This is a genomic window from Streptomyces sp. NBC_01445 (assembly GCF_035918235.1).
In the GTDB taxonomy this organism is placed as follows: domain Bacteria; phylum Actinomycetota; class Actinomycetes; order Streptomycetales; family Streptomycetaceae; genus Streptomyces.
This window is the reverse complement of record NZ_CP109485.1, coordinates 2,005,687-2,030,180: the sequence shown is the minus strand read 5'-3', so window position 1 is coordinate 2,030,180 and position 24,494 is coordinate 2,005,687. Positions and strand designations below refer to the sequence as shown.

At 69.3% G+C, this 24,494-nt stretch carries 18 protein-coding genes and 4 pseudogenes; 10 read left to right on the top strand and 12 right to left on the bottom strand.

Annotated elements, in window-relative coordinates:
• Positions 1–37: 37 nt before the first annotated feature.
• Both OG574_RS09585 and OG574_RS52710 read right to left on the bottom strand, forming a co-directional pair.
• On the bottom strand, positions 38–3,775 hold the full coding sequence (locus tag OG574_RS09585) for a S8 family peptidase (protein ID WP_326772788.1): 3,738 nt from the start codon (positions 3,773–3,775) through the stop codon (positions 38–40).
• Between the two features lie 126 nt (positions 3,776–3,901).
• Positions 3,902–4,084: pseudogene (locus OG574_RS52710) on the bottom strand (hypothetical protein); the annotation flags it as partial.
• A 280-nt stretch (positions 4,085–4,364) separates the two neighbouring features.
• Here OG574_RS52710 and OG574_RS09575 point away from each other — a divergent pair.
• On the top strand, positions 4,365–4,493 hold the full coding sequence (locus OG574_RS09575) for a hypothetical protein (RefSeq protein WP_326772786.1): 129 nt from the start codon (positions 4,365–4,367) through the stop codon (positions 4,491–4,493).
• Positions 4,494–4,575: 82 nt separating this feature from the next.
• Here OG574_RS09575 and OG574_RS09570 read toward each other — a convergent pair whose 3' ends face one another.
• Positions 4,576–5,061, bottom strand: coding sequence for a hypothetical protein (locus OG574_RS09570; protein ID WP_326772785.1), 486 nt, complete (start codon positions 5,059–5,061; stop codon positions 4,576–4,578).
• Positions 5,062–5,290: 229 nt separating this feature from the next.
• Positions 5,291–7,261, bottom strand: coding sequence for a potassium transporter Kup (locus OG574_RS09565; RefSeq protein ID WP_326772784.1), 1,971 nt, complete (start codon positions 7,259–7,261; stop codon positions 5,291–5,293).
• 613 nt (positions 7,262–7,874) lie between these two features.
• On the opposite strand from OG574_RS09565, the gene OG574_RS09560 reads away from it, so the two are divergent.
• Entirely contained in the window at positions 7,875–8,168 is a 294-nt protein-coding gene (locus OG574_RS09560; protein ID WP_326772783.1) for a hypothetical protein, read from the top strand.
• Between the two features lie 28 nt (positions 8,169–8,196).
• Here the strand turns inward: OG574_RS09560 and OG574_RS09555 are convergent.
• From OG574_RS09555 to OG574_RS09545, 3 genes and pseudogenes are all read right to left on the bottom strand, one after another.
• Positions 8,197–8,502: pseudogene (locus OG574_RS09555) on the bottom strand (IS5/IS1182 family transposase); the annotation flags it as partial.
• Complete coding sequence (locus tag OG574_RS09550) at positions 8,396–8,731, bottom strand: universal stress protein (RefSeq protein ID WP_326778419.1); 336 nt, start codon at positions 8,729–8,731, stop codon at positions 8,396–8,398. The gene OG574_RS09550 and the pseudogene OG574_RS09555, both read right to left, overlap by 107 nt.
• Entirely contained in the window at positions 8,674–9,084 is a 411-nt protein-coding gene (locus tag OG574_RS09545) for a universal stress protein (RefSeq protein WP_326772782.1), read from the bottom strand. The genes OG574_RS09550 and OG574_RS09545 overlap by 58 nt, the downstream gene beginning before the upstream one ends.
• Before the next feature lie 372 nt (positions 9,085–9,456).
• Here OG574_RS09545 and OG574_RS09540 point away from each other — a divergent pair, with 372 nt between their 5' ends.
• Together OG574_RS09540 and OG574_RS09535 are read left to right on the top strand one after the other, a co-directional pair.
• The gene (locus OG574_RS09540; protein WP_326772781.1) at positions 9,457–9,858 is read left to right on the top strand and encodes an SAV_915 family protein; all 402 of its coding nucleotides are present in this window, start codon (positions 9,457–9,459) and stop codon (positions 9,856–9,858) included.
• 12 nt (positions 9,859–9,870) lie between these two features.
• Positions 9,871–10,260: pseudogene (locus OG574_RS09535) on the top strand (diaminopimelate decarboxylase); the annotation flags it as partial.
• Between the two features lie 145 nt (positions 10,261–10,405).
• Here OG574_RS09535 and OG574_RS09530 read toward each other — a convergent pair.
• Positions 10,406–12,361, bottom strand: coding sequence for an amino acid transporter (locus tag OG574_RS09530; RefSeq protein WP_326772780.1), 1,956 nt, complete (start codon positions 12,359–12,361; stop codon positions 10,406–10,408).
• Positions 12,362–12,683: 322 nt separating this feature from the next.
• Here OG574_RS09530 and OG574_RS09525 point away from each other — a divergent pair.
• A pseudogene (locus OG574_RS09525) lies at positions 12,684–12,872 on the top strand (DUF1048 domain-containing protein); the annotation flags it as partial.
• Positions 12,873–13,019: 147 nt separating this feature from the next.
• Here OG574_RS09525 and OG574_RS09520 read toward each other — a convergent pair.
• From OG574_RS09520 to kdpB, 4 genes are all read right to left on the bottom strand, one after another.
• Positions 13,020–13,790, bottom strand: a complete 771-nt coding sequence (locus tag OG574_RS09520; RefSeq protein WP_326772779.1) for a GNAT family N-acetyltransferase — start codon at positions 13,788–13,790, stop codon at positions 13,020–13,022.
• A gap of 95 nt (positions 13,791–13,885) precedes the next feature.
• Positions 13,886–13,963, bottom strand: a complete 78-nt coding sequence (locus tag OG574_RS52705; protein WP_398378172.1) for a 50S ribosomal protein bL37 — start codon at positions 13,961–13,963, stop codon at positions 13,886–13,888.
• A 31-nt stretch (positions 13,964–13,994) separates the two neighbouring features.
• Positions 13,995–14,804, bottom strand: coding sequence for an SDR family NAD(P)-dependent oxidoreductase (locus OG574_RS09515; RefSeq protein WP_326772778.1), 810 nt, complete (start codon positions 14,802–14,804; stop codon positions 13,995–13,997).
• 318 nt (positions 14,805–15,122) lie between these two features.
• Positions 15,123–17,276: a potassium-transporting ATPase subunit KdpB gene (gene kdpB / locus OG574_RS09510; protein ID WP_326772777.1), complete on the bottom strand. Its 2,154-nt coding sequence runs from the start codon at positions 17,274–17,276 to the stop codon at positions 15,123–15,125.
• Positions 17,277–17,920: 644 nt separating this feature from the next.
• Here kdpB and OG574_RS09505 point away from each other — a divergent pair.
• The 5 genes from OG574_RS09505 to OG574_RS09485 all read left to right on the top strand — a co-directional run bounded on the left by OG574_RS09505 (position 17,921) and on the right by OG574_RS09485 (position 24,357).
• Positions 17,921–19,333: a hypothetical protein gene (locus OG574_RS09505; RefSeq protein WP_326772776.1), complete on the top strand. Its 1,413-nt coding sequence runs from the start codon at positions 17,921–17,923 to the stop codon at positions 19,331–19,333.
• Positions 19,334–19,411: 78 nt separating this feature from the next.
• Complete coding sequence (locus OG574_RS09500; protein ID WP_326772775.1) at positions 19,412–19,909, top strand: GbsR/MarR family transcriptional regulator; 498 nt, start codon at positions 19,412–19,414, stop codon at positions 19,907–19,909.
• A 78-nt stretch (positions 19,910–19,987) separates the two neighbouring features.
• Complete coding sequence (locus OG574_RS09495; RefSeq protein WP_326772774.1) at positions 19,988–20,332, top strand: hypothetical protein; 345 nt, start codon at positions 19,988–19,990, stop codon at positions 20,330–20,332.
• Between the two features lie 373 nt (positions 20,333–20,705).
• Positions 20,706–23,228, top strand: coding sequence for an ATP-binding protein (locus OG574_RS09490; RefSeq protein WP_326778418.1), 2,523 nt, complete (start codon positions 20,706–20,708; stop codon positions 23,226–23,228).
• 307 nt (positions 23,229–23,535) lie between these two features.
• A complete protein-coding gene (locus OG574_RS09485) occupies positions 23,536–24,357 on the top strand; it encodes a DUF4118 domain-containing protein (RefSeq protein ID WP_326772773.1) in 822 nt (273 codons plus the stop codon).
• The last annotated feature ends 137 nt before the right edge of the window (positions 24,358–24,494 follow it).

Genomic DNA, 24,494 nt, shown 5'->3' with positions numbered 1-24,494 from the left:
CCCGGGGAGTCGCCTCCCCGGGGCCCGACAGTGCGGTTCATCGCAGGCCGTACGCCCGGATGATTTCGTTCTTGACGCTGAAGCCGCTGTCCGTCCCGGCGCTCGCGCGGACCGAGAGGAAGCCTCCGCTCTTCTTGGCCGTCTTGAACGAACCCGTCCAGTAGCCGTGGGCCCCCTTGGCCAGGGTCACCTTCTGCCAAGTGGCGCCGCCGTCGTACGAGACGTCCAGCTTCACCTTGGTGACGGTGCCCGGCACGGTGCCGAGGTCCATCGACACCGGCTTGAGCGAGATCCTCTGGGTCGCATTGGCCTTGACGTCGCCGTGCAGGTCCGACTCCAGCTTGTAGTCCAGGTTCAGCACCGAGAACGGCTCGAAGGAGTCCGAGTCGACAGTGTCGGACATGAACGTCCACTCGGTGCGGGTGCGCGTCGACAGCCGGAAGACGTCAGCGGGCCGCTCCGCGTCGAGGACGGCGCGGTAGGGCAGGTTGCCCGCCGGCACCTCGATCCACTGCATGTCCGTGCTGTGCGGGTTGTCGTGGATCAGCTTGTGGCCCTGGAAGACCTGCAGGTGGGTCGGCGTCTCACCCCACGGCAGGTATCCGCCCAGCCGCATGTTGTCGCTGGCGGAGGCCCACGCCTGCACGTTCCACGTCATGTAGTTCTGCCAACGGGAGTTGTACACACCGAAGGCCTCTCCCTGGCCTGGCCGGGTCGCCGGAGCAAACCAGTCCAGAGGGGTGGTGCTGCCCTTCGCATACGTGTTGTCGCCCGACACCATTGACCACGGCAGCGGTCCGTCGACGCCCTGCGTGTGGAACTCCCTCCAGACCTGACCCGGAGTCACCCACTCGGTGCGGGTGCCCGGATGCCACTCGCGCTCGGGGAAGTTGAACGACGGGCTGAGGGTGAAGTCGGACCGGTAACCTTCCGCCAACCCGCCGTCCGTGGCCGAGTAGTAGCGGGCATCGATCCGGGCGAGGTCACGCTTGGTCGGCTTGTAGACCAGGGCACGGTCCGGCACCTTGCCCGGGTAGTCCCGGGTCAGGTCGTAGACGAACGGCGTGTACTCGGTCTGCTTCGCGGTCAGCTTCAAGGTGCCGGCCTTGGCCATCGAGACGAGGGTCCTGCCCGCGTCGCGGTGCACGGTGGCGACGGGGATGGTCGACTCGCCGACGTACTCCATCAGGGCGCCGACACCGTCGTTGACCACGATCAGCGCCTTCGCACCGGCCGCGGCCGCGGCCTCGGTGCGCTCCTGCGGCGAGACCTCGTCGCTGCGCTTGATGACGACGGCCTTGCCCTTGGCCCTGACCTTCTTGTATTCGGCCACCGCGCCGTTGCCCGCGTAGACGGCGTCCAGCCTGTCCGTGGCGGTGCCCAGCGCGCTGCCCGCCTGCACCAGCGCCTCGAAGCGGAGCCGGCCGCCCAATGCGCTCAGGCTGAGCTGCGGCTCGCCCTTGCGCCACCGAGTTGTCAGCGTGAACTCGCCCTGCTTCATCGGCTTCGTCGGCGCGACGTAGACGTCGTCGTACGTCGGCGGCAGCACGTACGCGCTGCGGTAGTCCGTGCATGGGTCTTGGCCCTTGTAGTGGACGTTGAAGTCGACTTTGCGCTGGCGGTCCTCGGTGCGCTGCGGCGCCTCGGTCTGCAGCAGGCGTGCCTTGCGCGCGTCGAGCACCACGTCCGCGGAACCGTCCTTGAGCACGGTTTCCGGATCGACCAGCACGGCCAGACCCGATCGGTCCGCCTTCTCGCCGGTCACGTCGAGGTACCCCGCGACGGTGTACAGGCCGGGTGCCATGCGCATGGTGGTCGAGCCGTCGACGTAGACGTTCCACGGCCAGACGTCGCCGGCCAGGTTGACCGTGACCCAGCCCGCGGCGGGCTTGCCGTCCCGGCCGACCAGGTTGATGTTCAGGTCGTAGCGCTCCTCCTCCTTGAGCAGCGCCACGGAGGTGCGGGTCACCGGCTTCCCGGTGGCCGCGTCGGTGGCTACGACGTAGCCGACATGCCGGCCTGCCGAGGCGGACTGCGGGTCACCACTCACCGGGACGGCAGCGGTGCCGCCCGCCGGGACGGTCACCTTGGTGGCTCCGAGCGCGAACGGGCCGCCGTCGTCGGTCAGCCCCACGTTCAGCGTGACGTCGGCGGAACCGGTGTTGGTGAAGGTCAGGTCCTTCGTGACGGCGACATCGCTCGGCTCGTGCGGCCATGTGTAGTTGCCGAAGAAGAGCGACCCGGTGCCGCGGACCGTGGTGCGCACGGCGGCGGCCACATCGACACGGCCCGTGCCGACCTCGTACGGCGAGTACCCGTCGTCCAAGCCCTTCGCGGTACTCATCAGGTGTTCCTTGAGCTGCGCGCCGGTCCAGTCCGGGTGCCGCTGGGCCAGGATCGCCGCCGCGCCGACCACGTGCGGGGTGGCCATCGAGGTGCCGCTGAGGGTGCGGTAAAGGCCCTCACCACCGTCGGTCATCTCCTGTGAGCGGGCCGCGGTGATGTCCACGCCGGGCGCCGCGATGTCCGGCTTCATGCCGCCGGAGCCGGCCAGCGGGCCGGTGCTGGAGAAGGATGCGAGCTGGTCCTGCTTGTCCGTGGCAGCCACGGTCAGCGCCGAGGCGGCCGCACCTGGGGCGGAGATGCTCTCCGGGCCCGCGTTGCCGGCGGCGATGACGAACAGCGTGCCGTACTGCTCGGACAACGCGTCGACCGTCTGCGACATCGGGTCGCTGCCGTCCGTCGGGTAGGTGTCGCCGAGGCTCATGTTGACGACGTCCGCACCGGATTCGGCGGCCCACTGCATGCCGGCCATGACCCAGGAGTCCTGGCCGTAGCCCTCCGCGCCACCGAGCACCTTGCCGACGAACAGGTCGGCGCCGGGGGCGACGCCCTTGTAGTCGCCGCCGGAGGCGGCGCCGGAGCCGACGATGGTGCTCGCCACATGCGTGCCGTGCCCGTTGACGTCGGTGACGCCCTCACCCGGCACGAAACTGGTCGTGCCGTCGATCAAGCCGGCGAAGTCGGGGTGGTTGACGTCGATGCCGGTGTCGAGCACCGCGACCTTGACGCCCTTGCCGGTGTACCCGGCAGCCCAGGCCTCGGGCGCGCCGATCAGCGGCACGCTCTCCTTCAGGTTGACCTTCACGCGACCGTCGAGCCACAGCTTCGACACACCCGCGCCCAACTTCGCGCTGCCCTGCGGCGCGACGGTGCTCCAGAAGGTACGGGCCCGCCGCTTCTCGGTGCTGAGTGCGGCACCGTGGATGCCCTTGAGCTTGCGGGTCAGCTTGCTGCCCCGGGGGGCCGTCGGCTCGACGGCGGCCGAGCGAGACTTCGGCTGGGCGTACGTCGCGATCAGCGGCACCGCGGCCGACTTCGCGTCGTCGTAGCCCATCTCGATCAGGTCGGTGACGTTGAACAGCCGACGGTCCAGCTTGTCCGTGCCCAGCAGCGGCACCGCCTCGTCCGGGATGACGAACAGGTCACCTTTGATCTCCTGGATCTTTACGCCGCCGACGGCGCTGTCCGGCCGGTCGACGTCGGCGATCTGCTTGCCGTCGGCCATCGTGGTGACCGTGACGATGTCGCCGGTGACCAGGGTGACCTTGTGGGTCGCCGAGGGCTTGGCGGGAACGGTGGGCTTGCTCGGAGCAGCTTGTGCGGGCGCTTGCAGAACTGCGAGCCCCGACGCCAGAAGCGGCACCACGGTGGCAGTCGCGATCAACTGCCAGCGTCTGCGCCGGAAGGCGGAAGACTGAGAGGGGGAGGACATGCCATGGGTCTATCGGCCGGTTACGCCCGACGTGAAGGCCTGATGACGGCAAGTCCACGCCATGGCAAGGACTTGCCAGCCGCAAAGGGCTGGAACCCGGGCAAGGCTCACTTGCCGACGCCGATTGGCGAGGGTCCGCCACTTATCCAGCCAGCACGCCGACGCTGGCTGTCCCTCGCCGACCTCGAAACGGGACGCGTGCAGCGTCATGTACAGCAGGACGAACTCGCTGAACAGTTCGCCTTCGAAGATCGCTTCGAGGTCGAACCCCACGTACGCCGCCATCGCCATGGCGGAGGAGTCGCGCAGCCGTATGCCGGTGCCGATGAGCAACTCGAACAGGTCGGCCATGGCGGGGTCGGCCCGGTGGCCACCAATAGCACGACCGTTACGAGCATGGCGCGGGGCATTGACGGAGCTGAAGGCATGGCCAGACGACGAGGCGTTGCCCCCGGGATTGTCAGTGCCTGCCCGTGGGCTGACGGCATCGATTCCGCGTCTGCTGGCTGCAGCGCAACGCCCGCCCCCTTGATGCAGGGGCGGGCGCCCTGCCGTGAAGGGCGCGAGGCAGAGGGTCCGCCGCACCATCATGCGGGCCCGCAAACAGGTCTACCGGTACTCCTCCATCGCGCGCCACATGCTCCGCAAGCAGCCGCGCACAGAGCTCGGCAGCGCCGACGAGGTACTCGGACCGGCCCACCATCGTGACGACGCGTGAGCCAAGGCGGCCGGCTGTCCTCATAGTGATCTGAGTGCTCTCATGGCCCGATGTCGTCCCCCTTGCCAGCCAACCCGATTGGTCAGCCGAACGGGGAAGCGCTTCCCGGCCTGCAGCCCTTGGGGACGCTGTTGCCGCTGACGTTGAAATCTCCGCACGTCAGAAACACATGATTCAGTGAGCCGAGCGTGAAGGCGAGCACCCCGACGAGCGCGATCGTGCCGACGACCCTCCACTGCTGACGGGCGGAGAGCTCGGATTCCCCAAACAGCAGGATCCGAAGAAGGGTCCAGGTCAGCACTGGTGTGCCAATGACGCTGAGGATGCCGCCCGCCAGGAAGAGCAGCTCTCGCGGCGTCCCGCCCCTGTGGGGCACGATGGCGGCGAGGCTGAGCCAAACGCTGGGTAGCGCCAGGCAGGCCAGGTACATCCAGCCGTGCCGGGGCAGGCGTTCACGTAGCAGTAGAGCGCTGAGCAGCACACCAGTCGATACCGCCCAGAGGCTGAGCAACTGGTAATAGAAGACAACGTGGTAGGCGCCGAGCGTGAAAGCGGGCTCCCAGACCACCAGTGCTCCGCCGCCCGCGACCACGGCAGCCGTCGCTTCCCATCGTTCGCTGTCGGGCCCGCGCCGACTCGCGGAGGCTGGGCGGCCTGTGGGGCGATTTTCGGCATCCATGGATATCCATATCCGGCATAGCGTCACTTTTTGGGCATTATAGGATCGGGCAGCCTAGGGGCTGCTTCAACCGGCCGTCCACGCAGGCCGAACGGGCCCGGCTTCCCGCAGTGCGCGTCTACACCTCGATGTGCGAGCCCATGATGACCGTGCGGTCGCGGGGCAGGCTGAAGTACTCGGCGGCGTCGGACGTGATGTAGGAGGTGGCGATGAACAGCCGCTTGCGCCAGGGCGCCATCGTCGGTGCCTTCCCGCGCCGGAGCTCGATCTTCGACAAGAAGTACGACGCCTGGTCGAGCTGCAACGGCCCTTCGGTTTCGTCCGGGTCGAGCGTGGCCAGCAGACCGGGGACGTCCGGTGTCTCCATGTAGCCGAACCGAGCGGTGACGTGGACGATCCCGTCGTCGGCGTAGCCGAGGTCGTCCACGACGACCCGCTGGTCGGCCGGGACACGGGGCACCGGCTCTGTCTGCAGGGCGAGGATCACGACCTGCTCGTGCCGGACATGGTTGTGCACAACGTTGGCCCGCATGGCCAGCGGCGTGGTCTCCTTGCCCCGGTTCAGGAAGACGGCCGTGCCGGGGACCTGGAGCGTGGAAGCCTTGCCACTGCGGAGGTCGTCGACGAACTCGGGCAACGGCCCCTCGGCGCGAGCTCGTTCCGCGGTGACCAGCTCGCGACCCCGCTGCCAGGTCGTCATGACCGTGAACGCCGTGAGGCCGATCAGCAGCGGCAGCCACGCGCCGTGGACGAGCTTGGTCATGTTGGCCGCCACGAACAGCAGGTCCACGAAGAGGAGCACACCCGCGCCGATGCCGAGCAGCCACCGGGGCGTGCCCCACTTGGCGCGGGCGACGTAGAAGAACAGCAAGGTGGTGATGGTGATGGTGCCGGTGACCGCCATGCCGAACGCGTAGGCCAGCGCCGCGGAACTGCGGAAGGCGAAGACCAGGGTGAGGACCGAGACCATCAGGAGCCAGTTGATCCAGGGGACGTAGATCTGACCGATGGTGGATTCGGAGGTGTGCGCGATGCGCAGCCTCGGCAGGTAGCCCAGCTGGGCCGCCTGGGAGGCGACCGAGTACGCGCCGGTGATCACCGCCTGCGAGGCGATCACGGTCGCCGCCGTCGCCAGCAGGACCATCGGCCAGCGTCCCCAGTCGGGCACGAGCAGGAAGAAGGGGCTGCTGATGTTGTCCGGATTGTCGAGGATCAGAGCACCCTGGCCCATGTAGCTCAGGACGCAGGCGGGCAGTACGAGGAACAGCCAGCCTCGGGTGATCGCCCGGCGGCCGAAGTGACCCATGTCGGCGTAGAGCGCCTCGGCGCCGGTGACCGAGAGCACGATCGCGGCCAGGGCGAAGAAGGCCGTACCCCAGTGGCCGAACAGGAAGCCCAACGCGTACGTCGGTGACAGGGCCTTGAGAATGTCCGGGTGGCCGGTGATGCCGGCGACGCCGCACGCGCCGATGGCCACGAACCAGACGATCATGACCGGCCCGAACACCCGGCCCACGGCGGCGGTTCCCCTGCGCTGCACCAGGAACAGGATGACGATGATCACCGCGGTGATGGGTACAACCGCGTCCTCCAGGGACGGCTCGACGACCTTGAGTCCTTCGACCGCGGACAGCACCGAGATCGCCGGGGTGATCATGCTGTCGCCGAAGAAGAGCGACGCGCCGAAGATGCCGAGCGCGGCCAGGACGACAGCGGCCCGGCGCCCGCGCTGTGAACTCAACCGTCGCAGCAGGGTGATGAGCGCCATGATGCCGCCCTCGCCGTCGTTGTCGGCGCGCATCGCGAGCAGCACGTAGGTGACCGTGACGATGATCATCACCGACCAGAACACCAGTGACACCACCCCGTACACGTTCTCCGTGCTGACCGGGACGGGGTGCGGGTCGTCGGGATTGAACACCGTTTGGAGTGTGTAGATCGGGCTGGTTCCGATGTCGCCGAAGACCACGCCGAGAGCACCGATGACCACCGCGAGGCGCACCGTGTCGCGCGCGCTCGCCCGACGCGTGTCCAGTGTCCGCGACGGGGATCCGTCATCCGAGGAGGGTTCCTGTCGGCGATCGGCCATGGTGCTCCTCCTCGTGCGGGCCGCTGAGCCGCGGACCGGGGCGTCGGGGCGGACGATACTGATCCAAGGGCGCAATCGTCGGTAGGGGCGCCCTTCGTCACGGCGAGCGTCGCCGGCGTGAATCCGGGGCCGACAGGGAACGCGTCGGCGACATGGCCGCGTCGTATCTGAGGCGTGGCAGGCCGAAGTCCTTCCGATCGAGGAGGGGGGGTGGGGCGTGGCGCAGGTGAGGTTGGGTGGCGCGGGTCGGGGCATCGGCGCGATCAATCGGGTTCAGGAGCGTCTCCGCACTCGTCGACGAACTCGGAGCGCAGTGCACCGCCGCCTGCGAAGAGCTCGCGAGGTCCGCCGCTCCCCTGCGCGACACGAGGACCCTGCATCCGTCTCGGGCCTGAACCGCTCCGGGGTCCAGGCAGTGTCCGGCGGATCTTGAGCATGCAGCGCACAGACGGCAGCAGAGCCGTACGGAGATTGCCTGGCATCGGCATGGTCAGGCACCACCGGGTCCAGCGACAATGTGGGCATCTTCGGGCCGGGCGTTACTCGCGTTCCGGGCCTCTTGCGGTCGGAGCGGAGTGACACCATGGCATGGGTAGTAGGAACGGGCGCGTTCTTGGGGCTGCTGGCGATCGCATTGGGAATCGTCACGCTCCGGACAGGGTGGATGCTGCCCACGGCGCGCCGCCACGTCGCCAGGCCCCAACTCCACGGTCTCGGTGCCCTGCTCACGGGCGCTTCCGTCGTTCTGCAAGGCCTCTTCTACTTTCGAGTCCTGCCGAGCGTTTCCTGGGAGGCCCGCTTCTTCACTGGGAACGCCCTGCTGTTGGCTGGGCTACTCCTGATTGCCCTCAGCCAGCTGCTGCCGCTCCGCCAAAACCCGAATCACGCCGATCCCTCAGATGTCTGAAGGGTGCCGGCGGATCACGGCCGGAGCCTAGGCGGATCGCAGCCACGGTGATGGCGCCGTGGAAGACGTGGCCTGGCTTGTCGAAGCGGGGGGGCGACGGCCCGGGAGTTCTTGAGCCGGTTGATCGTGTGCTCGACCGCGTTGCGGCGTTTGTGCTTGCTGTCGAAGCCGGTGGGCCGGCCGCCCTTGCTGCCGCGCCGTTTGCGGGTGGCCCCTGGCCCTTCGGCTCAGGGATCACGTGCTTGATCTGGCGTCTTCGCAGGTGGCGCCGATTGCGGCGTGAGTTGTATGCCTTGTCGCTGCCCAGGTGGTCCGGCTGGGTGCGACGTTCTCCCGAGGTCGCTGTCAGGCGTCGGGTGGGGTGGTGTCGCCTCTTTGGTGAAGTGTCGGGTGTCCAGGCGCAGTCGCCACACATTGCGGAGGTGTGCTGCCGCGAGGTCGGCCTCCAGTGGGGACGGCGGGATGGCGAGGACCGGGCAGCAGGCATGGGCGAGGCAGTACCGGCTCACCGACGGGTGCAGTGCGCGGTGGAGGTGGCCGCGGTGCCCGGCGCCGACGACCAGGAGGTCGTCCTCACGGTCGGCGGTCTCCGCCAGTGCCCGGCCGGGGTGCCGCGAGTCAGGACGGCGTGCAGGGGGACGCTGGGGCCATCGGGAAGCACTTCGCGGATGGTCGTGACGAGCGTGGTGCGGGCGAGGTTCTCCCAGTCCCCGTCCGCGAGCGGCGCAGCCGAGGCCCGGCGAGCGTGGAGTTCGCCGCCGGGTGACTGCCACGCCAGCACCGCCCAGAGCTCGGCCTGCCGATGGTGGGCTTCGGCCGCGGCGCGGCGCAGGGCTGTGCGGCTTCCCGGCGACCCGCTCACCCCGACCACGACGCGGGCGACACGCGCGTCTGGGGCCGCGTCGGAACCGGACATTGCTTCACCGTCCGTCAACTGCCGCCGCAGGAGAGGGCCCGCCGGCGGTTCTCATCAACACCGGGACCATCACACTCCCCTGCCGGGGCCCGTGCACAGCCCCTGCGTCGCTTCTTGGCGTACGTCTGACGGAGCCGTCCCGCTGTCGGAGCAGTGCCCATCACCATCGCGTCAGCATTGCCGCTCTCCGCGTCAGCAATCCGTCAGGACGGCTCAGGGGGCCCGGGTGGGCGGGCATAGCGTCCTCGACGAGCCCCGGTCGCCCGTCCCGTGACCGGGGACCGGTCACCTTCGACTGAAGCGAACGTCCCGAACTCAGGCGAGCCGCCTCGGGATATCGCGTATGACCCCGGATCCTCCAGGAGACCTCCCATGGCAGAACTTCTGTGCGACGAAGACCCGGAACCCTCTGAACGGTTCCCGGCCGGACCGCTGTACGTTCCCGTCCGGCCGGGCCCGCTCGGGCACGCCGCCCGGCTGTTCCGCACGCCGCTCGGTGACCGCACAGCGGTCGGCTTCGCCTCCGAGCGCGCCCTGACCGCCACCCTCGGCACCGACCAGCCGTGGATCCGGCTCGCTGAGCCCGCCCTGCGAGCCATGACCGCGCCGCTCGGCGCCGCCACCGTCACGGTGGACCCGCAGCTCACCGCCCCGGCACCCACGTCTGGCAAGAGGGCCGAGCGCCGCAGCACCTGGGACCCGCAGGCGGTCGGCGCACTCCGGGGCACCGGGACCGCCGCGCCCGCCTCGGCGCTGTCGCACTGGATCGGCTGAGGAGGCGCCACCATGACCACCGTTCACGAACCCGCCGTCCCCGCCACGGCCTCTGCCGAAGAGCTGTCGGTGTGGCCGGCCTCCACCGCCGAGCCCCGTCCCGGTGACCTGACCGTCGCTGGGGTGTCGCTCGCCGAGATCGCGGGCCGCTTCGACACTCCGGCGTACGTCCTCGACGAGAGTGAGGTCCGCCGCCGCTGCCAGACTTACTTGGACGCCTTTCCGGAAGCCGAGATCCACTACGCCGCCAAGGCGTTCCTGTGCCGGGCCATGGCCCACTGGGTGAAGGAGGAGGGACTGGGCCTCGATGTCTGCTCCGCCGGTGAACTGGAACTCGCGGTCGCCGCAGGATTGCCGCAGACGGCGAGGGCGCAGCCGAGCGCGAACCGGGCGTCGCCGCGCCAGTGGCGGTCGTCGGCTGTGTCCCGGAGGCTGATGCGCTTCATATGGAAAACGCTAGGCGGCCCAGTCCACGGCGGATCCGACGCTGACGGCACTCTGACGCCGTGTCGCCCGTTCCTGGCGTGTCCTTGATGCCCTTGCCGGCTCAGCCGACGTGGATCCGGGGGCGGCGGTCCCTGTCGGGTTCGGCCTCGCGCAGGACCTCACGGGTGACGGGTGCGACCTCGCCCTGGCCGAAGAGGAAGAAGCGGAGGAAGTTGGTGAAGGGGTTGCCCTCGGTCCACTCGAAGTAGATGTGCGGGGTGCACCCGGTCGTGTCGCGGACGTCCAGGAGCAGGGCGGCCAGGGCGTTGGGGACGGACGAGCTCTCCAGCGTCAGGACCCGGTACCGGTTGTGGAGGACCTCCCCCCGGACGGTCAGGCCGGACTCGAACTCCGAGGGGTCGAGGACGGTGACCTCTACGAAGACGAAGTCTTCCGGGGAGGGGACGTCGTTGTCGTGGCGGATCTGCTCGATCTTGTCGCGGTACTCGGCCTTGTCGCGGTTGTCGGGCTCGTTGGCGATGAACCGGATCCGGCGGCTGGCGATGTCGCGTACGAATCGCTGGGCCATGTCGTCCAGGGTCACGCTGGTGACGCGCAGCTCGAAGGCGCGGGCGAGCCGGGAGAGGAATGAGACGAGCATGATGCCGGCGATGAAGCAGGCGCCGATCTTCACGCCGTCGGGGCGCTCGATGACGTTCACGACGGTGACGTAGAGGAGGACCGCCGAGACGACGCCGAAGCCGATGGTCCAGTTTCGCTGGCGGGCCTTGCGCGCTGCGATGGTCACCGCGATCGCCGCGGAGGACATCAGGACCAGGACGCCGGTGGCGTAGGCGCCGCCCTGGGCGTCGACGTCGGCGTTGAAGATCCAGGTGACCAGGAAGGCGACCAGGGTGAAGACGATGACCATGGGGCGTACGGCGCGGGCCCAGTGGGGGGCCATGCCGTAGCGCGGCAGGTAGCGGGGCATCAGGTTGAGCAACCCGGCCATGGCGGAGGCGCCGGCGAACCACAGGATGGCGATGGTGGAGACGTCGTAGACGGTGCCGAAGGCGTTGCCGAGGTACTCGTGGGCCAGATAGGCGAGGGCGCGGCCGTTGGCCTGGCCGCCCGACTCGAACTCCTTCTCCGGGATCAGCACCGTAGTGATGAAGCTGGTCGCGATCAGGAACACGCTCATGATCACGGCGGCTGTGGTGAGCAGCTTCTTCGTGCCGCGGATACGGCCTGTCGGTTTCTCCTCGGTGTCCGTGGCATCGCCCTCGACATGGGGCATGACCGCTACACCCGTCTCGAAGCCGGACAGACCGAGGGCGAGCTTGGGGAAGACCAGTAGGGACACCCCGATCATCGCGAAGATGTTTCCGTGTTCGGCGGTCAGGGCGTTGGACCAGTCGGTGACCACGTGCCCTGCGGACATCACGTGCCACAACCCCGTGATCACGACCACGGTGTTGAGTCCGAGATAGACCGCGACCAGGACCACGGCTACCCCAATCGCCTCCAGGAAGCCCTTGAGGAAGACCGCGCCGAGGAGTGCGACCAGGATCAGCGTGATCAGCATCTGCTTGTCGTGGAGCGTGGCGGTCAGATGGGGGTTCTCGACGAGGTGGGTGGAGGCGTCCGCTGCCGAGAGGGTGATGGTGATCAGGAAGTCGGTGGCGGCGAAGCCGAGCAGGGTGAGGACGAACAGCTTGCCCTTCCAGAAGGACAGCAGTCGCTCCAGCATCGCGATGGAGCCCTCGCCGTGCGGGCTCTCCTCGGCGACTCGCCGGTAGACGGGCAGTGCGCCCGCCAGGGTGACTATGACGAGCACGACCGTGGCCACGGGGGACAGCAGCCCGGCCGCGAGGGCGGCGATGCCCGGCTGGTAGCCGAGGGTGGAGAAGTAGTCGACGCCGGTCAGGCACATCACCCGCCACCAGCGCTGCCCCTTGTGCACGGGCTCCGGCTCGACGGCCCGCTGTCCCTGCTGGTGCTTGGCCATGTCGGACAGGCCTTCCAGCATCCACCCACGCAGGCGGCTCGTGCGGGCGTCGTGGTCGGTGGCGGCCATCGGCGTGCTCCAGACGTACGGCTCTTCGATAAGTTCCGGCCATCGAGGACACGGCGGGACCAGCGTATGCAGAGAGTGAACCCCGGGCCCACGGATAGCCGGGTCGAACGCGTCAAGGCCGCGTTAAGAACAGTCGGGCGCGCACCTTCACGGGGCATGCTTCCCGGGTGGTGAAACCGCCGTGAAGCTGTCCTGATCCCGCATCCCCGCACCATGAGGAGCAGCGCACAGCCACGCGTGCCGAACCGATACGAAGCGGAGTATCGACGGGCCACAGCGCCCTGCCACCCCCTCGCACTGACCCACGCCCAGGTCGACGACGCCTGACGGGCCCCTGCTCCCCGGCATCGTCGACTTCTTCGAGGAGGGCGCCGCCGCGGGCAAGGGGGTCTTGCAACTCATCGGCAACGACGTCGCCGCGTTCTGCGACGACCTGGTCAAAGACTCACGCACCTATGCGGACGTCTACCAGGAGTCCATCAGCGGGGAACCCGGCACGGCCGAGAAGTAACACCCGGTGCCTCATGCCGGGGGGCGTAGCCCGCACGCGCGGTTCGTTCGCCTCGGCGAGCGGCGCGAACGGGCGCGGGTCGACCGGCCACCAGAAGCCGCCGCAGTTTCGGTGGATCCCCGCCGCCCGCGCGGCTGATTCAGGGCCTCATGCCGCGAGGCGGCTGCGTCGTGCGGGGCTCCCGACCGTGTAGTGAACGTACTCGCGCACCAGCCGGAAGCCGGCGGTCCAGGCCAGGAGGCGGCTGGCGCGGTTGAGGACGGAGCAGTTCCAGCTGGGGGTGTGGCCGCGTGCGGTGATGTCCGCGACGAGGGCGGTGACGCAGGCCAGCGCGAGGCGGTGGCGACGGTGGTCGGGGGCGGTGAAGACTGCTACGTCCTCGTAGCGGGTGCCGCGGAAGTACGTGCAGGCGATGGCCAGTACTTGTCCGCCGCGGTCCACGGCTCCCCAGCCGTGACCGGAGGTGGCGAGGCCGGCGGCGCCGCCCCAACTGGCGTGGATCCAGGCCGAATCGGGCCCGAGGGCGTGCAGGGCATCGGTGTCGGCGGGTTCGAGGCGGCGCACGGTCACGCCGCGCGGAGCCGGGCAGGGCTGGGGCTCGGCCTGCAGGGTCCACACCATGCGTTCCCACGGGGTGAGGCGGTCGAAGGCCGCGCCGAGGGCGGGCAGGAAGCGGGCGGGCGCGTCGATGTGGCTGCCTGCCAGGGGCGCCAGGTCCTCTGGTGTGTCCGGGAAGCCGCGCAGCAGGACGTGGTCGGCGCAGGAAACGGCGATGATGCGCGGCTGATCCGCCCGGTCCGCCCACCAGCGGCCGACGCCCGTGGTGAGAGCATGCTCGCCGATGGTGGCCGGTCCTGGGGCTCCGGCGGGGAACCACCGGGTGAGTGGCGGAAGTTGACGGGGTTCGAGCTCGATCATCGATGCCTCCGTGGGCTTGGAAAGGGGGAGAGGCGGGCGGGGGAGGCGCGGCCCGTGTGGCCGGTCTCGTCACCGCGCCCGCCCCTCCGATCGGGTCAGCGCTGGCCGGCCTTGCGGCCGTGGTTCGCCTTGTTCTTGCGGCGGGTTTTCTTCTTGCGGGATCGCTTCGACATCGGCATCAACTCCGTTTGAGAGAAGGGAAGTTCAAGCGGTGCGGCCGACGAGGAGGTCGGCCAGCTTGTTGAGGCGCTTGACCGTGCGGTCCTCGGTGGCGGCGGGCGCCGGGTCGACGTGCTCGGCGCGGTCGTAGTAGGCGCCGTTGACGATCTCGACCGACGGGTCGCAGAGGCGGACCACGTGCGCGGCGCCCTCGGTGGGCGTGACGCCGTCGTGGGCGTAGAGGGGGAGCAGCGCGGTGTCGCACACACCCGGGTGGACGGACACCGCGGTGACGCGCGGATCCGCCGCGAAGACCGTCAGGGCCAGCTGCGACTGGGCGTACGCGGCGAGCCGGGAGTAGCGGCGGGCGCGGTTGGGGTCGCTCCACTGGATGGAGCCGGTGCGGTGCAGGGAGGAGGAGACGTTCACGACACGGCCGCCCGGATTGCTGGTGAGTGCCGGTTCCAGCAGGCAGGTCAGCAGGTAGTGGGCGAGGAAGTTGACCTGGAAGGCGATCTCGTTGCCGTCCGCAGTGATGGTGTGCCGCTCGGGCGCCGCCATACCCGCGTTGTTCACCAGGACGTCCAGGTGAGGGTGCTCGGCGACGACACGGGCCGCCATGGTCTCGACCTCGTCCAGGCGCGTGAAGTCGGCACCGACGGTGCAGAGCCGGCCCGCGTCGATGCCGGCCGTCGCGACGAGACGGTCGGCGGCGGCACGCGCTTCCTCGGCGGTGCGGCCGTGCAGCAGCACGGTGGCGCCGCGTTCGGCGAGCTGCCGGGCGGTCTCCAGACCGATGCCGGAAGTGGCGCCCGTGACAAGGACGGTACGGGACGAAAGGGTGGTGTCAGACATGGTCCATCCGGGGATACGAGTACGGCTTCGCGTACGGCTCAGGTCCGCGTACGGCAGGTGCGTACGGGCATGGAAAGGGGCGCCGGACGTGGGTCACGGCGCCCCTGGGGCAGCGGAAAGCGCGTCAGCGGACGACGGACGCGGGCGTTTCCGCACAGCGGGGCACACGACGGGACGCCCGATGAGGCGGCCGGTCGATGAGGAGCCACTCGCTGTTCATGGTGTCCATGGAACCCGCGGGAGCCGCCCCGTACAAGCTAAAGCCCCGTTCCCTTACGCGCTTCTGACGTGCCCGGACGCCTTTTTGACGCGGGCTGTTCACCCGAGCCCGGGCACGCCGGAAATCAGCAGGTCGATGAGCTTGATGCCGATGAAGGGCAGGACAAGGCCGCCGAGGCCGTACAACGTCAGATTGCGCCGCAGAAGGGCGTGCGCCGATGCGGGCGTGTAACGCACACCCCGCAGCGCGAGTGGGATCAGCGCGACGATGATGAGCGCGTTGAAGATGATCGCCGAGGTGATGGCCGAGGTCGGGCTGTGCAGGCCCATGATGTTGAGCGACTCCAGTCCCGGGTACGCGCCGGCGAACATGGCCGGGATGATCGCGAAATATTTGGCGACGTCGTTCGTGATGGAGAACGTCGTCAACGCCCCGCGGGTGATGAGGAGTTGCTTGCCGATCTCGACGATCTCGATGAGTTTCGTCGGATTGGAGTCCAGGTCGACCATGTTCCCGGCCTCTTTGGCTGCGGAGGTTCCCGTGTTCATGGCCACGCCCACGTCGGCCTGTGCGAGGGCCGGCGCGTCGTTCGTACCGTCGCCCGTCATGGCAACGAGTTTGCCGCCCTCCTGCTCACGCTTGATCAGCGCGAGCTTGTCCTCGGGTGTGGCCTCGGCCAAGTAGTCGTCCACACCGGCCTCTTCGGCGATGGCCTTGGCGGTCAGCGGGTTGTCGCCCGTGATCATCACCGTTCTGATTCCCATGCGGCGGAGCTCGGCGAAACGCTCCCGGATGCCGTCCTTGACCACGTCCTTGAGGTGGATCAGGCCCAGCACGCGGGGCCCGTCCCAGTCGTGCACGGCAACCAGGAGCGGGGTGCCACCGGAGGCCGCGACCGAGTCGGCGAACCAGCGGGCCTCGGCGGGGACCTGGCCGCCGTACATCTGCACCCACTCGATCACCTGCTGGGCAGCGCCCTTGCGGATCGCGCACACCGCGCCGTTGTCCCAGCGCAGATCGACGCCGCTCATGCGGGTCTGCGCGGTGAACCGCACCCACCGGGCGTGGACCAACTCGCCCTCGGTCGGAGCCCGTAGCCCGTACCGTACTTTCGCCAGCACGACGACGGAGCGGCCCTCGGGCGTCTCGTCGGCCAGCGACGACAGCTGGGCGGTGCCGGCGAGCTGCGCTTCGGTGATGCCGGGCAGAGGCACGAAGGCGGCCGCCTCGCGGTTGCCGAGGGTGATGGTGCCGGTCTTGTCGAGGAGCAGAGTCCCCACGTCACCGGCGGCCTCGACCGCACGGCCGGACATGGCGAGCACATTGCGCTGGACGAGCCGGTCCATGCCCGCGATGCCGATCGCCGACAGCAGTGCTCCGATGGTCGTCGGGATGAGGGTGACGAGGAGGGCGACGAGGACGGTGGTGGACTGGGCGGCACCGGCGTACGCGGCCATCGGCTGGAGCGCGACGACGACCAGGACGAAGACGATCGTCAGCGCCGCCAGCAGGATGTTCAGGGCAATCTCGTTCGGGGTCTTCTGGCGCGAGGCGCCTTCGACGAGCGCGATCATCCGGTCCAGGAAGGAGTGTCCCGGGCGCGCGCTGACCCGGACCACGATCCGGTCGGACAGGACGGTCGTGCCGCCGGTGACACCGCTGCGGTCGCCGCCCGACTCCCTGATGACGGGCGCGGATTCGCCGGTGACGGCCGATTCGTCGACCGCCGCGACGCCGTCGATGACATCGCCGTCGGCGGGAATGAGTTCGCCCGCCTCGACCACGACGACATCGAGCGGCTTGAGGTCTGTGGCCGCCACCGCCTCGGTCTCCGCGCTGCCCGGGTCGGCGCCGTAGGTCCAGTGGCGCAGGCGCAGGGCGACCGTGTCCGTACGCGCCTTGCGCAGCGATTCCGCCTGCGCCTTGCCGCGGCCCTCGGCGACGGCCTCCGCGAGGTTCGCGAAGATCACCGTCAACCACAGCCAGGCGCTGATGACCCAGGTGAAGACGGCGGGATGGAGGACCGCGGAGAGGGTGGTGAGCACGGCTCCGACGGAGACGACGAACAGCACCGGGTTCCTGACCAGGACGCGCGGGTGCAGTTTCCGCAGGGCCTCGGGGAAGGACCGCGCGAGCTGGGCAGGTTCGAACAGCCCGCTGGGCGCGTGACGTCCCGGACCTCTTTTGGGCCCTGGCCGGGGTCCCTGCAATGGAGGGGACGGCGGGGCCTGCCGGGGAGGAGCGGAAAACATGGGGACCTTCATGCCTCGGTGGGGAACCGGGCCCACGCGCAGGGCGGCGCGCCGGCGACCGGTCGGGCTGACAGAACGCGGGGTGGCCGCCGGGCCTTGCGGCGCCGGGGGCCCGGCACCGCAAGGCTGCGCACGGACGTCGGCGACGGGACGACGAGACCGCCGCCACGTGCTCGGCCGCCCGTGAGATGCCCTGACCGGAAGCATCCGAGGAGTGCTTCCGGTGGCGAGCCGTCATGCCACTGACGCCCGCGGGCCTCACCGGCAGCCGAGGGAAAATCTAGCCCCGCCAGATGCCCGAAGTGCGCCGTCCGGAACGGAATTTGCGCCTCCCTTACGACCCTTCGAACGGCGGCATCAAGTTCGCGTCAAGGTCACCTGAGAAAGCGTCAGGGGGTCGTCAACGGACCACGTCCGTGGCCGATTCCGGTCGCAGACTGAGCGGCGCGGGGGACACGGGCGACCGTCCGTGGCGTGACGTTGGAGGGCTCGTGACCATCACGGCCGGTACCACGCGCAGTTCTGAGGTCGAGGCCGAGACTGTCGCGGAGCCACAGCACGGACAGGTCGCCCCGCCCGGAGGCGGGCCCGGTCCGCGGCCACGAGGGGGGTCGCGACCGGGCCCTCACCTCCGTCGCGAGGCCGTGGACGCGTGGGCCGCTCTGCGCCGCCGCTTCTGGGCCACCCTGCCCGCGCGGCTGCGCCTCCTGCACGTGTCCACGGTCTCGCTGACCGCCGCCCTCGCGCTGCTGCTTCTGCTGGCCGGGCTCGCCGCTTCCGGCACCTGGGACGCGGTCGCCGACCGGGACTCGCCGCGCACCACCAGTGCCGCCGACCTCAACCTCGCCCTCAACGACATGGACGCGCAGGCCGCGAACATCCTGCTGTCCAGCGGCGACGCGGGCAAGGGGCGTCTGAAGACGCCGTACGGGAAAGCGGTCGGCTTCTACGGCGACGCCCGCACCACCGTCAGCCACGACCTGCGCACCCTCGCCGTCGCCGCCCAAGGCGACCGCACCGACGAGCACACCGTCGAATCCCTCACCGACCACTTCGCCGAGTACCAGGAGCTGGTGGGGCGCGCTCTCGAGAACGACGGGCGCACCGGCGGCAAGGCGTCGGCCCTCGCCGACTACCGGGATGCGACGGATCTGCTCCAGCGCAAACTCCTGCCGGAATCACGCAAGCTGGTGGCCTCCAATAATCGGGCCTTCAACACGCAGTACGCGCAGGCCCGTTCGGCGCTTTCCGCGCAACTCGCCGCTGTCATCGCGCTCGACGTACTGCTCCTTGCGGTGCTCGCCGTACTGCAGTGGTATTTGGCACGCCGCTTCCACCGGATCCTCAACCCCGGCGTCCTGGCCGCCACCATCTGCGTCCTGCTCGCCACCCTCCTCGGCGCTCAGGCGCTCTCCGAGACGGCCGAGCAACTGCGGGGCGCCCGCCGGGACGCGTTCGACTCCGTCGTCGCGCTCTCCCGCGCCCGCGCGATCGCGTACGACGCGAACGCCGACGAGAGCCGCTACCTCCTCGATCAGGAGCGTCGCGGCCAGTACGAGCGAGCGTTCGTGGCGAATTCGCAGAAGTTGTACGGCGTCCGGGGCGCGACCCTCGCCACGTATGACGACGAACTCGCCACGACCTGGCAGGCGTACCGCTCCGACCACGAAGACCTGCGCTTCACCGGCGAGTTCCGGCGCGAACTCGACAACATCACCTTCCCTGGCGAGCGGGCAGCGGCAGAGAAGGCGGTCGAGACATACGCCGTCTACCAGCGCGATGACCGCAAGATCCGTGCTCTGGTCGCGCAGGGCAAGGAACGCGAGGCCGTCGCGTTCGGGATCAGCTGGCAGCCCGACATGTCCAACGCGCACTTCGGGGCGTGGATGGCCGCGCTCGACAAAGTGACCGACATCAACCGCCACCACTTCACTGCCTCGGTACAGGCGGGCCGATCCGCGGTGGGCGGATTGCTGCCCTGGGCCCTTGGGGCGCTTCTCGCGGCGGTCGCACTCACCGCCCTCGGGCTGCGGCCACGGTACGCGGAGTTCCGCTGACCTGAGGGGCGCCCAGGCCGCAGAACCGAGATGACACAAATAAGTGTCATCTCAGTCAGAGCTGCTATCGGCGATGACGTGCCCCGTGACGCCCAGCTGATCTTCGCCGACCATGTCGGCCGCTCCTACGCCCGCCAGTACGGCTTCCCGCCGATGGCGGGGCGTCTGCTGGGATATCTGTTCGTCTGCGATCCGCCGCAGCAGACGATCGACGAGCTGGGTGAAGGGCTGCTGGCGAGCCGAAGTGCCATCACGGGTGCCGTCAAGCTGCTCGAGAGCTACCGGATGGCGCGGCGGACGAGGGTCGCCGGTGAGCGGATGGACCGGGTGAGTCTGAACCCGGACAGTCAACAGCCGCAGAATTTCGACTCCGCCCTCCACGAGGAGCATGCGGCTCTGTTTCGGGAGGGGTTGGCGGTGCTGGACGACGCTCCGCCGGAGCGTCGCGCTCCGCTGGCGGAGATGGTCGCGCTGGCCGAGTTCCTCGGCGAGCGGCTGCCCGAGCTGCGGGACGAGTGGCACGCGCGCCGCGAGGAACTTCGAGCGTCGGGCAAGCTGCCCACCTCGGGCGGATAGCGGAGAGGTGTCCAGTCAGGACACGCCAGATCCTGGGCCGGTCGGCCCAGGGCCACGAGTAGGGAGAGGTAGTCCACCATGACTGACTCCGACCTGTCCGTCCTGCGGGAGCGAGCCGACAAGGGTGACAAGGATGCGGTCGACGAACTCATCGAACTGGCCGCCGAACTCGGTGACATGGATGAGCTGCGGCGTCTTTCCGACGGGGGCAATGCCACCGCGACCGATCTGTTGATTGAAATGGCCGGTGAGCATGGTGACGCGGGCGAGCTGCGGCGTCTTTCCGATGCCAGTAACGTCACCGCGACCGATCAGTTGATTGAACTCGCCACCGAGTACGGCGACTTGGGCGAGCTGCGACGTCTCGCCGACAAGGGCAGCACCACCGCTGCTGAGCAGCTCACGGAGCTCACCGCTGAGTGAGCCGGCTCGCGATGAGCCCGGCGAGGGGCACATGGCCGGCGGGTGGAGCCCGGCGGTCTCTGCGCTTCGTACGCCGTCCCCGTTGGCCCTGAGATGGGGATCATGTGGCCCTCTGCCGACCGTAGGCCCCGGCGCGCCTCTTTCACCCTGGCGGACCAGATCTCGTCAATGTGGTGTCAATGTCCATGTGAACGGCGCCAAGGATCCGTCAAGGGGCGCGCCGATGCCCTCGCACAAGCGCTTCGGTAGAGAGAAGTAACCCTTCCCTCCGGGAGAGTTGATCGTCAGTGAGCGGAGCGCATCGGCTGCGATGAGTGACGTACGGAACGATAAGAGTGACGTACGGACCGGCTGGAGTGAGGCACGGACCGGCGTGGGTGACGTGCGTCCCGGACGTCTGAAGGTCTACCTCGGAGCTGCCCCGGGAGTGGGCAAGACCTACCGCATTCTCGACGAGGCCCGGCGCAGGGCGGCGCGCGGGGCTGATGTGGTGGTGGGGTTCGTGGAATGCCATGGGCGCCCCGGCACGGAGGCGATGCTCGACGGCCTGGAAGTCGTCGATCGAGTCTCATGCGCCTATCGCGGCGGCGAGTTCACGGAGATGGACCTCGCCGCGGTCCTCGCCCGCCGCCCTCAGGTTGCGATCGTCGACGAATTCGCCCACAGCAACGTCCCCGGCGGCGGCCGCAACCCCAAGCGCTGGCAGGACATCGAGGAGTTGCTCGCGGAAGGGATCGATGTCATCAGCGCGCTCAACATTCAGCATCTCGAATCCCTCAACGACGTCGTCGAGAAGATCACCAAGGTCCCGCAGCAGGAAACGGTGCCCGATGAGGTCGTCCGCAGAGCGCGTCAGATCGAGCTGGTGGACATGCCGCCCGAGGGGCTTCGCCGCCGGATGGCGCACGGCAACATCTACGCTCCCGAGAAGGTCGACGCGGCCCTCGCCAACTACTTCCGGCCCGGCAATCTGACAGCCCTGCGCCAACTCGCTCTGCTGTGGGTGGCCGACCGCGTCGACGAGGCACTGCAGACCTACCGATCCGAGCACGGCATCGGTGGCGTGTGGGAGACCCGGGAGCGGGTGGTCGTGGCTCTGACGGGCGGGCCCGAGGGCGACACACTCATCCGGCGGGCGGCCCGCATCGCCGACCGGTCGGCCGGCGGCGACCTGCTCGCCGTACACGTCACGCGCAGCGACGGACTCGCCGCCGGCACTTCGCACGCCTCCCTGGCCCGGCAGCGGCGGCTCGTCGAGGACCTCGGCGGCAGCTACCACTCCGTGGTCGGCGACGACGTCGCCACCGCCCTGGTCGAATTCGCGCGCGCCGAGAACGCCACCCAGCTCGTGCTGGGTACCAGCCGCCGTGGCCGCCTGGAGCGGTTCGTCACCGGCCGCGGCACCGGCGAGACGGTGGTCAAGTTCTCCAGCGACATCGACGTCCACATGGTCACGCACGAACGCGCCGGGCGTGGCACGCTGCTGCCCTCCCGCCGCCGCACTCTGTCGACCGTCCGCAGGATCGCTGGCCCGGTCGCCGGTCTGCTGCTGCCGGTGGCGCTGACCTTCCTGCTGGATCTCGACGTGGCCAGGGACAGACTCAACCTCACCAGCGAGGCTCTGCTCTTCCTGCTCGCTGTGGTGGGGGTGGCCTGCATAGGTGGGGTCGTGTCGGCGGTGATCGCGTCGGTGACGGCGTCCCTGCTGCTCAACTACTGGTTCATCCCGCCCAGAGGGCACTTCACGTTGAACGATACGAATGCGTTGCTGGCGCTCGGGGTCTTCGTCGTGGTGGCCGCCATAGTGGCGGCTGTCGTCGACCGCTCCCTGCGTCTGTCGCGGCGCTCGGCGCGCGCCACCGCGGAGGCGGAGACCATGTCGTCCCTCGCGGGCACCATCGTGCGCGGCGGTGCGACCATCCCCGCGCTGGTCGAGCGCACCCGTGAGACCTTCGGCATGGACTCGGCAGAACTGGTGGACGAGCCGCCCGGGGAAGACGGCGCAACTGTCGTACCCGCCGGTCCCGGAGCCTTCCTGGTGTTGCGCGGCCGCCCACTCCCGTCCTCCGAGCGACGCGTGCTGGCCGCCTTCGCGGCACACGTGGGCGCCGCAGTCGAACGGGCGCGGCTCGCCGAGGTCGCCGCCGAGGTAGAGCCGGTCAAGGCCGCCGACCGGATGCGTACAGCGCTGCTGCGGGCGGTCGGCCACGACCTGCGCACCCCGCTCGCCGCCGGATGGGCCGCCGTCTCCTCGCTACGCAGCAAGGATGTGGAGTTCTCCGACGCGGACCGGGACGAACTCCTCGCCACCGCGGACGAATCGATGGCCAAGCTGAACCGGCTGATCGAGAACCTCCTCGACCTCAGCCGTCTGCAGGCCGGGGCGCTCACGTTGAACCTGCGCCCCACCACGCTGGACGAGGTCCTCCCGGCGGCGCTGGCAGACACTCCAGAGGTCGAGGTGGGGGACCTGGACGAGGTTCCGGCCGTGCTGGCCGACCCGCCGTTGCTGGAGCGGGTGGTCGCCAACCTCGCCGGCAACGCAGCCCGCCACAGTCCCGCGGGGCGCATGGTGCTGCTGACCGCCAGCTCCCACGCGGGACGCGTCGAACTGCGAGTCGTCGACCGGGGCCCCGGCCTCCCGCCGACCGACCGCGACCGCCTCTTCGAACCCTTCCAGCGTCTCGGCGACACCGACAACGCCACCGGACTCGGCCTGGGTCTTGCCCTGTCCAGAGGTCTGGCAGAGGCGATGGACGGCACCCTCGTCCCGGAGGACACTCCCGGCGGGGGCCTGACCATGGTGCTGTCCCTGCCCTTCGCCGAGCGGGCGGAGCACCCCAGCGGTACGCAGCAGCAGAGCGTAGGAGGAGCACTTGACATCTCCCCCAGCTGAAGCAGGGGGATTCATTCCTCGCGGAGTGAACTTTCTGCTTCATCGACAGCCGCTGCCCCGAATGAACGGCAAGGGACGTTGGTACGCCCAGCAGTCTTACGCCAGCTCCACAGACCTGACATCCCGCCAGCCCGGCGGTAGACCCGGCCAGCTTGGTTATCGCCAGCCGGGCAAGGCCGAGCATACAAGTCGCGGACAGTGCGTGGGACGGGTATCCGCCCACAGGGCGAATACCCGCTCGCTGCCCTGCTCCGCAGGAGTCCGTTTCCTCTCCCCCTGAAGGGCGGAGTATCCACGGAGGATCTCGATGAGCTCTGACATCGGCGTACGAGGGCCCAGGCCCGCACTCGCCGCAACGAACGCGAGAGGTGACGGCATGATGACGGGCTACCGGCTCCGCGACCGGCTCGCACTGCTCGCGGGCCTCGCGGGACCGTTCCTGGTGGCGCTCGCGCTCGTGCCCTTCCGTACCGACCTGTCACAGACGAACGCCGCGCTGATCCTGGTCGTGGTGGTCGTCGCGATCGCCGCCATCGGCAGCCGTGCGGCAGGCGCGCTCGCGGCGCTGTCGGCGGCCGCCTGGTTCGACTTCTTCCTCACCCGGCCGTACCGGACCTTCGACATCAACGCATCCGACGACATCGAGACGGCGGTCCTCCTTCTGGTCGTCGGCCTGATCGTGTCCCAGCTCGCGGCACACGCCCGCCGCCTCGAAGTCATCACGGTGACGGATGCGGGTTACCTCGCCCGTATCCATGAGACGGCCGACCTCGCTCAGTCCGCGAAGTCCTCGGACTCGGTGGTCGACCACGTCCGCCACCAGATCACCGAACTGCTCGGCCTGCGCGCCTGCCGCTTCGAATACGGCACCCTCATGGGACAGCCGCCCCGCCTGCAGCCGGACGGCAGTGTCGTGGTCGGCCGCAAGCGCTGGGACGTCGACAGCAGCGGCTGGCCGGAGGGCGAGACGGAACTGCGCACGTACGGCAACGGCCACTACCTTGGCCGGTTCATGCTCACTCCTGGCCCGGGTCCTGTCCCGCCGCTCCAGGCTCGCCTCGTGGCGGTGACCCTCGCCGACCAGACCGGCGCGGCCCTCGACACGGCGGGCCCGCTGAAGGACGGCTGACACCCGGCCAGGGGCCGGGCGGCCGGCCTGCGGGACGCCTGGTGCGCCCCGCAGTGCGGACGTACGCATACGGAACCTTGACGCTGGACTCCCGGTGATCCGGAACCGGACCCCTCCGCCCTGCCGTTCTTGACTGA